Source organism: Myxococcus sp. AM011 (genome assembly GCF_013372595.1).
GTDB lineage: Bacteria > Myxococcota > Myxococcia > Myxococcales > Myxococcaceae > Myxococcus > Myxococcus eversor.
This window is the reverse complement of the sequence record NZ_JABXEM010000351.1, coordinates 1-9,629: the sequence shown is the minus strand read 5'-3', so window position 1 is coordinate 9,629 and position 9,629 is coordinate 1. Positions and strand designations below refer to the sequence as shown.

The window sequence follows — 9,629 nt, the reverse complement described above, 5'->3', positions numbered from 1 at the left end:
CTCCTCCACCCGTCCCTCCATCCTCATCGTCGAGGATGATGCGCACCTGCGCGTCGGGCTCCGGGACAACCTGCTGGACGAGGGCTACATCGTCTCCGAGGCTCCGAGCGCCCGCGACGCGGAGCCGCTCCTGCTCCAGCGCGAGTTCGACCTGCTCATCCTCGACGTGATGCTCCCCGGCGAGGACGGCTACAGCTTCTGCCGCCGCCTGCGCGCGCAGGGCGTGAAGAGCCTGGTGATGATGCTCACCGCGCGCTCGCTCGAGGACGACATCGTCCGGGGCTTCGACGCCGGGGCGCAGGACTACCTCACCAAGCCCTACCGCCTGCGGGAGCTGCTCGCGCGCGTGGGCGCCCTCGTCCGCCGGGCGGGCACGGCGCCCGCTCAGGTGACGACATTCGGCGGCTACTCGCTGGACATGGGGCGCCGCACCGTGACGAAGCCGGATGGCGCGGGCGTGGAGCTGACGCGCACGGAGTTCGACCTGCTGGCCTATCTGCTTCGCCACCGCGAGCGCGCGCTGCCCCGAGGAGAAATCCTGGACGCGGTGTGGGGCCGGGACGTGGTGGTGGACCCGCGCACGGTGGACAACTTCGTCTCCAACCTGAAGAAGAAGCTCGGCTGGACGAGCGCCTCGGGATTCACCATCCACACCCTTCGCGGGGTGGGCTACCGGATGGAGGTCTCCGCCTCATGACAAAACCATGACCAACAGATGGACTGCCTCCGGCCATTCCACGTCACCGACTCCGTAGTTTGAGTGGTGCGTGGACGGGGCGCTCCAAGCCAACTGCCCACGTCGGAGAATCACCGCGTGGTGCGGTGGACTCCGGGAGCGCCTGTCGGTGGGAGGAGGCCTTCCGTGTTCAAGTCGGTCATCGAGCGGCAGCGTGCAGGGCGGTTGGGCATGGGGTTGTGGTGGTCCGTCGCGGTCCACGCGGGGTTGTTCGGCGCGGTCCTCGTCATCTCCTCACGGCCCGCGGAGCTGCCCGAGGAGCCGGAGAAGGAGCACGTCCTGACCCTGTACCAGGGCCGTCAGCAGGTGGCCAAGGGGTACGCGGCGCCGGCCCAGCCGAAGCAGGCCACTCCGCCGAAGCCGCGCAGGCCCAAGCGCACCACGATGCCCACGCAGATCAACCCGCTTCCCGCCGACCCGCAGCCCGTCGAGCCGGAGCCGGTGGCGAATGCGTCTGACACCGACGAGACGGTGCCTCCGGGTGACGGCATCCCGGGTGGCGACCCGAGGGGCGATCCGAACAGCACCGTCATCGGCGTGCCGTACATCCCCAACCTGGGGCCCGGCGGCGACAGCACAGGCGAAGAGGTGCTCCCGTTCGGACAGGGAATGACGCAGCCGGTGCTCCTGGGAGGCCCTCCGCTCGAGTACACCGACCGGGCCCTCATGGCCCGGGTGGAGGGCACGGTCATCGCCAAGTGCGTCGTGTCTCGCGAGGGGGACGTGCGCGACTGCCGCATCCTCAAGGGCCTGGCGCACATGGACGAGGAGGTGCTGGATGCACTGCACCACCGGCGATACAGCCCCGTGACGTTCCAGGGGCGTCCGCAGAGCGTCTCCTACGTGTTCACGCTCCGCTTCAAGCTGCCTCGCTGACCTGGGCCCGCCGCGCGTCCGTCACAAGTCGTAGCCTCCCACGGCGGACGCCGGCACCAGGACGTGCTTGAGCACATACGCCTTGAGCCGCTGACGAACGGGGTCCTCCAACGTGAGGACGACCTGGGGGTGGATGCGGGCCCCCACCTCGAAGAGCACGGCCTGCATCAACATGCCGTCGTCGGTGATGGCGGCCAGGCGGTCCAGCGTCGGGTCCGAGCGCTCCACCGCACCTTCGTGCTTCTGGCTCGCGTGGACGATGAGCGCCGAGCCCAGGCACTCCATCTCCTCCACCGTCGTGTAGTGCTCCTTCATGGTGCCCGTCATCTCCTCGCGGTGCGACGGCTCGCCCAGCCACAGCCCCTTGCAGTTGGCGAAGGCGAGCCAGGCGGGGTCATGGTCCGGGTCGAACTGGATGGTGACACCCTGGCCCGCCCGCTCCGCGTAGCCCCGCGGGACGATGGCATCCTCGCGGACGACGAGCCCCAGGCCGGAGTTGGTGCGGAAGAACTGACGGATGATGGGATAGCGCGGGTTCAGGACCAGGCACCACGCCCAGGAGTCCAGCGCCTCATCGAACCGGCCCAGCCGCGCGTACGCGTTGCCCAGGAAGAACCACGAGCGGTGGTCATTCGGGTTGATGCGCGTCGCGATCTTGTAGTGCTCCAGCGCGGTGGCTCCGTCGCCCGCGAAGTACGCCGCGTCTCCCCGGAAGTTCCACGCGAGATAGCAGTCCGGGCACACCTTCGTGGCCTGCTCGTACAGCTTCGCCGCCTCCTCGTAGCGCTTCGCCTGGAAGTGAGGCTCCGCCGCGTCGAGCAGGGCCCGCGCCTTCGGGTTCTCGGGCCAGTCGAGGATGACGAGCTCGCCGTTCTCCTTCACCACGCGTGGGGCCTCGCGCGGCGCCACGCGCTGCGGCCAGAGCTGGTCCGCCCAGCCCCCCGGAGGCGAGTCCTTCCCCTCGATGTTGTACGAGACCTGGGAGGCCTCCAGCCGCTTCACTATCTCCGCGGGATTGAGGAAGGGCGGCTTCGACGGCGCCTCCGACTCCACCTCCGGCGCCGGAGTGGGCACGGGTTTCCCCGTAGAAGCGCAGCCGGCCACGAGCACGAAGCAGAGGAGGACGAGGGGGCGGCGCACGGGAAGCCCTTTCGGTGAACGTTCTCTCCCAGTCTACGCCTCCCTCGCCTCGGGCTTGCCCGCTCGCGAACGATTGAAGCTCATCCTCCCTGGAGGCGCTCCCGCCCCTGACGCGGGCCGACGCGTTTTACAATGATGTCGGACTGTGCCTGAGTTCGAGCCACTGCGATGACGCATCCGCCACGCCCACGAAACTGGAGGCAGGTCATGGAGCGAAGCAACGCGAGGGCATTCGTCTTGGTGAGCCTGCTGGCCTGGGGGTGTGGTGGAGGGCTCGAACCGATGGAGCCCGACGTCACCGCTTCACAGTGCGGGACGGAGCACCCCACGGAGCAGACGCTGACTCGCGTGGCGCGGGAGTCGACTCGGAGCGCGAGCGTGGTTCGGCCGCCGGGCTCGGTGCGAATACCGACCTATGTGCATGTCATCCGCCGGGGCACCGGGGCGGCGAATGGGGATGTCCCGCTGGCGGCGATCAACGCGCAGCTCGACGTGCTGCGCGCGGCCTACAGTGCCACGCCCTTCGTGTTCGACCTGAAGACGGTGACTCGGACGACGAACGCGACGTGGTACGGGATGGCGCCCGGCAGCGCGGCGGAACTGGCGGCGAAGACCGCGTTGCGCCAGGGCGGCAAGGACGCCCTGAATCTGTACCTGGCGAATCCCGGGTCCGGGCTCATCGCGTGGGCGACGTTTCCGTGGACCGTCGCCGGAGCACAGATCAACGACGGCGTGGTGTTGCTGAATGCCACGTTGCCGGGTGGTACCGCGGCGCCGTACAACCTGGGGAAGACGGCGGTGCACGAGGTGGGGCACTGGCTGGGCCTGATGCACGTCATGACGGGCTGCGCGACGGACGACGGCGTGAGCGACACGCCTCGGGCCCAGCCCTCATACACGTGCGCGGTGGCGGTGGACTCGTGTCCGGCCGACCCGGGGCCCGACCCGATCCACAACTACATGGGCTACGCCGATGATGCGTGCATGACCGAGTTCACCCCGGGCCAGTCGGTTCGCATGGACTCGATGGCGCTCATGTATCGCTGACACAAGCGCGCGGACGTTCACCGCACGGGCTTCCGTGCGGTGGGCAGTGTCGAGCGGCCCACGTTCGGCGGGAAAGACTCGCGAGCGGCGCGCGATTTCATTAGGAGCAGCTCGGGCCCGGTGCGCGGGTCCGAGCCACTTGGGACCTCGACTCCTCGTCCCGTTGACGCCGACCCGGACGATGTCGACTCTCGATTACGACGTGGTGGTGGTGGGCGCGGGCTTTGGTGGGCTGGCCACCGCCCTGGAGCTGACGCGGCGGGGCGCTCGGGTGGCGCTCTGCGAGACGCTGAGCTACCCGGGTGGCTGCGCCAGCACGTTCCAGCGAGACGGGTACGCCTTCGAGGCGGGTGCCACGCTGTTCTCCGGCTTCGAGCCCCACCAGCTCTTCGGCCGCTGGATTCGCGAGCACCGGCTGGACGTGACTGTGGACTGGCTGGAGCCGGTGGTGGAGCTGCGCACGCCGGAGCTGCGGTTGCCCGTGTCGCGGAATCGCGCCCGGTTCATCGATTCGCTGTGCGCGCTGCCCGGTGCGCCAGCCTCTTCGGTGCGACGGCTGTTCGACCTTCAGGCACAGGTGGCGGGAGCGCTCTGGCCCTTGTTCGATGACCCGGACCTGCTGCCGCCCCTGAACCTCAAGGCGCTGCTTCGACACGCGGGACGGATTCACCGGTACGCGCCGCTCGCGCGATGGATGGGGAGACCGCTGGGGGCCGTGCTGGAGCACCTGGGGCTCTCTCGCTTCACGCCGCTTCGCACATATCTGGATGCGCTCTGTCAAATCACCGTTCAGTGCTCGGCTGGGGAAGCGGAGGCGCCGTTCGCGCTCGCGGCCATGGACTACTACTGGCGCGGCACGGGCCACGTGAGAGGTGGAATCGGAGTGCTGGCGAAGGCGCTGGCGCATGCGGTGGAGGAGCGCGGGGGGACAGTGCTCCTGGCGAACAGGGTGAAGGCCATCGAGCCTCGGGACGGAGGCTGGCGGGTGCGGACGCGGCGAGGTGAACTGCACGCACGACACGTCGTGGCCAACCTGTTGCCGAGCGGGGTGATGAAGCTCGCGGGACTGTCACCCGAGCGCGTTCCCCGACTGAGGGACTTGTCCGAGCGTGTCGCGGAGGGCTGGGGCGCGGCCATGCTCTATCGAGTGGTGACAGCGCCTGGCGTCGGTGCCGCCGAAGCGAGCCATCTGGAGCTGGTGCAGGACCCTCGGGCGCCCTTCATCGAAGGCAACCACGTCTTCATGTCCATCAGCGGCGACACGGACACCGGCCGCGCGCCCGAGGGGCTCCGCACGGTGACGGCGTCGACGCACGTCCCGCTGAAGACGCTGCGCGCAGGGACTCCGGAGGAACAGGCGCGCTACATCGCGGCCATCCAGTCGCGCATGCGCGAGGGGCTGGAGCGACTGGCACCCGAGTGGATGACCGGAGTCGCCCATGAGCTGACGGGCTCGCCGCGCACGTTTCAGCGTTTCACGCAGCGGGAGGGCGGCGCGGTGGGGGGCGTTCCCCGGCGCGCGGGATGGAGCCACTACCAGCACCTGGGCCCCCTGCGCGTCATGGAGGGACTGTGGCTGGTGGGTGACTCGGTGTTTCCAGGTCAGAGCACGCTGGCCACCGCCGTGGGCGGCGTGCGCACCGCGGCGAGCATCGCGAATCAGCGATGAGCCAGCTCAGTCATGCGAAAGGCTCCGCTCCTCCGCGCCGCCGCGTGTCGTGGCCGGTCACCTCGCGGCGAGCATCGCGAATCAGCGATGAGCCAGCTCCGGCACCGCTCGCAGCTCCGTCACTCCGCCCTTGGAAGGCAGCGGCAGCCGCGTCGTGGCGGTCAGCTCCGCGAGGATGCCTACCGCTTCTCGCGCCGCTGACTCCGGACGCACGCTCGTGTTGGAGATGCCCGCGATGAGCCGGGTGATGTCGTGGTCCGCCCTGCCCTGTCGCCACCACGTGCTCGCGGCAGGCGCCGTGAGATACGCGGAGAAGGCATGGTGCCCGGAGCCCGGGCGCTCGCCGATGACGTGGATGAGCGCTCGCGGCGTGCTGTCCTCCGCTTCACCGAACAACAGCTCACCCACCTGATAGCCGGCCCTCACGCGTCCGTGCTTCAGCACCAGGTGCTCCGGCGCCACCTTCCACCCTCCCGCCTCCAGCTCACGCCGCAGCTCCGTCAGGAATGGGGACAGGTGCCCCTCGTCCATCAGCGAGCGCGCATCCAAGCCGTCCGAGACGAGAATCTGCGCGTTCCAGCGCCCCTCGTGCCGCAGCCGCAGCATCCGCACCGCCAGCTCGGAAGCCCCGTCCAGCCGCTCCCCCGCCGGTGGATGCAGGATGTAGTCGCGACGGTCCTCCGCGCACGTGCGCAGCATCACCGCCTCGGGAATCCCAGCCACCGCCGCGTCCGTCAGCTCCGACCAGAGCCCCACCTTCGCGTCCTCGTACAAGGCGCGCAGCTCCCGCTCCAGCGACGGCTCCAGCTCCCACGGCGTCTCGCCATGCCCCACGGCCAGCGGCACGCTCCGCTCACGCACCGCCGCCATCTCGGAGCGCGCCTCGTCCAGGATGCTCGCGTCCGAGCGAACGTCCCCCTTGCGACGGCGATACTGCAGATAGACCCAGGCCGGGTCTCCGAAATGCTCGGTGGGCCGCCCCGCTTCGTCGATGACGCCGAGCGACTGGAAGAAGGCCCACATCCGGTCATCGACCTTCAGCCCCTTCGTCTCTCGCAGCCGCACGTGGTCCTGGAAGCTCGTCGTCAGGTAGCTGAGCATCGGGGCATTGCGCGTGGGCAGCGCCATCAGATAGCCCGGCGCGGCCTCCACCACCTGCTCCTGACACCAGGTCAGGTCATCCAGCGACACGTCCATGTGCAGCGTCGAGCACACGTCCAGGCCAATCATCAGCCCGTGCAGCTTGCCCATGACGATGTCCTCCAGGCAGCAGCGCACCAACTGCTCCCGGGTGCGGAACACCTCCGGACCGATGAACCCCGCCACGTCATTCACATGCACCCACGGAGCCGGCGCCCGCCCCGCGCCGAGCTGTGCCAGGGCCACGCGCGCCTTCAACGCCCGGGCGAAGCCGTACTTGCGTGACTCATGCACCAGCATGTCGCAACCGAAGTGGTGCCCGTTCGTCGCGTCAGCGCCCTGCCCCGTCTCGAAGTAGAGCCCGTAGCGCCCCGTCCGGCTCGCCGCGTGCGCCGACATCTTCTCGAGCGTGAGGTCGAAGGTGCGGTTCGCCGCCTCGTTGCCCGCCAGGCTCTGGAACCAGATGCCCGTGGAGCCGGGCCGCAGGGCCTCCACCTTCGCCTGCACGTCGATGTGCGAGAGCACGCAGTGAGGCATCACCTCCGTGAGCCCGAAGGTGACGAGGATGTCGTGCAGCGCGGACTCCACCGCGGCCACGGACTCCGGCGCGGACGACACCGGATTCGTCCCGAGCACCACGTCGCCCACCGCGAAGGACCAGCCGTTGAACACCTGCCAGCGGATGTCCTCCGGGTGGTCCGTGGGCGAGTTCGGCTGGAGCCGCGCGCCCAGATATCCCTTCGCCCCCAGATTGCTGCCCGGCAGCGGATGGAAGATGCGCGAGCCCACCGCCTTCAGCTCCGCGTCGCTCATCAGCTTCACGACACACGCGATGACGTCGCTGCCCAGGCCGCCCAGGATGGACTTCACGTCCGCCTCGTCGGCCGTGAGCAGGTACGACTTGAGCTGTCCCAGCGTCCAGTCACCCAGCCGCTGGAGCAGCTCCACGTCCAACGCTTCCATCATGAAGGCGTGGAGCCGGTCCTCGAAGGGAGGGTGCGAATGCAGCTCGCCCAACCGCGTGCGAGCCAGCAACGCGCGGGCATTGGCCCGGGAGTCCTCGTCGGCGGCGGCGATACCGAGGGCCTCGTCGCCCTCCTTGAACGCATTGGCGGCGCCGAGAATCCGCTGGAAGAGACGCGAGTCGAAGGAACCCTGAACCCGATGGATGTAGCCGAACACGTCCTCACCGGTGAGGACGTCACGGAGACTGACGCTCATGACGCGGGACAATGTATCCGGCGTTCCATTCCGGTAGCCATGCCCGCACCGCGCTGTCCGGTGGAGGACGCCTGAGGGCTCGCTCCCCAGTCGGACGGGGCCTGGGGCCGGTTCACTCGGCCAGCAGGCCCGACCAGAAGCCCACCATCCGGACCACGTCCGCCGCCCCCGCCTTCTTGTCCACCTCCGCATGGCTGATGAGGGGCGTGGAGAGCTGGTGTACCTCCGTGTAGGGGCGCAATGCCTCCGCCAGCAACACGGACTCCATGGCTGGAATCACCGTGTCCCCGGCGCCATGGAGCAGATACACGGGCGCGGCTGGCGCGGGAGACCGGTCCGGCGACATCGACGGGTCCGCGGCGAACCCCTGGACCAGTGGCAGGAGCAGCGGCCCCAGCGCCGCCACGTCCCGCGTGTTCACATACCCCATCAGCTTCGAGGCCGGCTCGGGCATGCGGGTCTGCAGCACCCGTGCATGGGCGAACGTCTCCTCCGCCAGTTTGCCGTCCTTCTGAGTCTGGTGCGACGCGCGCAGGAAGGTCCGGATGCCCTCGCGCAGCGGCTCCACCTGCTCGGGTGGAACCAGCCGGTCCGCCACGTTGAGCAGGATGATGACCACGCCGTAGTCATGCGGCGCCAGGCGCGAGCCATCCGGCAACACCCCACTGCACAGGAAGGCCAACACCCGGGGCAGGTCTCCATGCCCTCCGAAGGAGAGCGTGGCGGCGACCTTGTCTCGAAGCGCGGGCCGTCCCGCCGCGAGGATGGAGAGCCCTCCCGAGAAGCTGATGCCGAACAGGTCCACCTTCCCGCCGGGCGCCAGGTCCTCGCGCGAGGCGGTCCACAGCGCCGCGTCCTCGATGACGTCGGGGAGCCGTGGAGTGAATTCGTAGCGCAGGAGGTCCGGCGGCTCGGGCGTGAGCACCGTCTGCCCGCCCGTCGCCAGGTCCTTGGCCAGCTTCACCAGCCGGGGCTCGTCGATGCCCTCGGCATGGACACCCGAGGTCAGCACCACCGTGCGCCCTCGCACCTCGTGAGGCCGGTACAGGCGCGCGCGCACCTCGCCGTGCCGGGTGGGCACCCGCAGGTCGCTGACCTCATAAGGCCCATTGCGCCACCGGGCCACCACCTCGGGCACCGAGCCCTCCATCCCCGCGGCTCGGACGACGAACGACAGGCCTGGCAGCCAGTGCAGCCCCAGCAGCACCACGCCCACCAGCACCACGGCCAGGCCCAGGCCCAGGTTCCGCCAGGTGGCTCGCCTCACGGGAAGAGGTGCTCCACGAACGTGCACAGCCGCTCGCGCTCGAAGGGCTTCTCCAGGAGCCCCCGCGAGTGACGGCCCACGAACTCCCGCGCCTGAGCGGTGAAGGCCCCACCCGTCATCAGCCCGGTGCGCGGCACCAGCTCGGGCGCCAGTCGTTCCAGCTCCACCACGAAGTCCATTCCGCTCATTCCCGGCATCATCAGGTCACACAGGATGGCATCGAATCGCTCGCCCGTGGACAGGCGTCGCAGCGCCTCGCGCGCGTCCTGCACCGCGTGCACGTCATACACGTCGCGCACCAGCCGGCTCACCGAGTTGCCCACTGACAGCTCGTCGTCGATGAGCAGCAGCCTGCGGCGCACCGCCAGCGGCACCACCACGCCGAGCACCGGCGCCTCGGGCGCGGCGACCGTGCCCACCGCGAGGGCCGGCAGCACCACGCGGAAGGTGCTCCCCCAGTCCTGCACGCTGGTCACCTCGATGCGGCCCCCCATCGCCTGCACCAGCGACAGACAGATGGACAGCCCCAGCCC

General features: G+C 69.5%; 8 protein-coding genes. 4 read left to right on the top strand and 4 right to left on the bottom strand.

All coding sequences use genetic code 11. From position 1 onward, the window contains the following. Both HUW62_RS42760 and HUW62_RS42755 read left to right on the top strand, forming a co-directional pair. The coding region (locus HUW62_RS42760; RefSeq protein WP_255203956.1) for a response regulator transcription factor at positions 1-697 on the top strand (697 nt) is incomplete at its 5' end. A 165-nt stretch (positions 698-862) separates the two neighbouring features. Then, positions 863-1,612, top strand: coding sequence for an energy transducer TonB (locus HUW62_RS42755; RefSeq protein WP_176437715.1), 750 nt, complete (start codon positions 863-865; stop codon positions 1,610-1,612). Between the two features lie 21 nt (positions 1,613-1,633). On the opposite strand, the gene HUW62_RS42750 is transcribed toward HUW62_RS42755, so the two are convergent. Beyond that, positions 1,634-2,752 (bottom strand): tetratricopeptide repeat protein, encoded by a 1,119-nt coding sequence (locus HUW62_RS42750; protein WP_176437714.1) that lies wholly within the window; start codon positions 2,750-2,752, stop codon positions 1,634-1,636. Between the two features lie 207 nt (positions 2,753-2,959). Between HUW62_RS42750 and HUW62_RS42745 the strand changes: the two genes are divergently transcribed. Next, positions 2,960-3,799 (top strand): zinc metalloprotease, encoded by an 840-nt coding sequence (locus HUW62_RS42745; protein WP_240356371.1) that lies wholly within the window; start codon positions 2,960-2,962, stop codon positions 3,797-3,799. A 181-nt stretch (positions 3,800-3,980) separates the two neighbouring features. Continuing rightward, positions 3,981-5,468: an NAD(P)/FAD-dependent oxidoreductase gene (locus tag HUW62_RS42740; protein WP_163865831.1), complete on the top strand. Its 1,488-nt coding sequence runs from the start codon at positions 3,981-3,983 to the stop codon at positions 5,466-5,468. 81 nt (positions 5,469-5,549) lie between these two features. On the opposite strand, the gene eutB is transcribed toward HUW62_RS42740, so the two are convergent. The 3 genes from eutB to HUW62_RS42725 all read right to left on the bottom strand — a co-directional run. After that, on the bottom strand, positions 5,550-7,829 hold the full coding sequence (gene eutB, locus HUW62_RS42735; RefSeq protein ID WP_176437713.1) for an ethanolamine ammonia-lyase subunit EutB: 2,280 nt from the start codon (positions 7,827-7,829) through the stop codon (positions 5,550-5,552). A gap of 112 nt (positions 7,830-7,941) precedes the next feature. Further along, positions 7,942-9,096: a hypothetical protein gene (locus tag HUW62_RS42730; RefSeq protein ID WP_176437712.1), complete on the bottom strand. Its 1,155-nt coding sequence runs from the start codon at positions 9,094-9,096 to the stop codon at positions 7,942-7,944. Next, positions 9,093-9,629, bottom strand: a 537-nt coding sequence (locus HUW62_RS42725; protein ID WP_176437711.1) for a response regulator, incomplete at its 5' end; no start/stop codon positions are given. The genes HUW62_RS42730 and HUW62_RS42725, both read right to left, overlap by 4 nt.

Excerpts from the sequence above, each read along its gene's own strand:
- HUW62_RS42745 (WP_240356371.1), top strand. The coding sequence starts at position 2,960 with ATGGAGCGAAGCAACGCGAGGGCATTCGTCTTGGTGAGCCTGCTGGCC.
- eutB (WP_176437713.1), bottom strand. The coding sequence starts at position 7,829 with ATGAGCGTCAGTCTCCGTGACGTCCTCACCGGTGAGGACGTGTTCGGC.
- HUW62_RS42740 (WP_163865831.1), top strand. The coding sequence starts at position 3,981 with ATGTCGACTCTCGATTACGACGTGGTGGTGGTGGGCGCGGGCTTTGGT.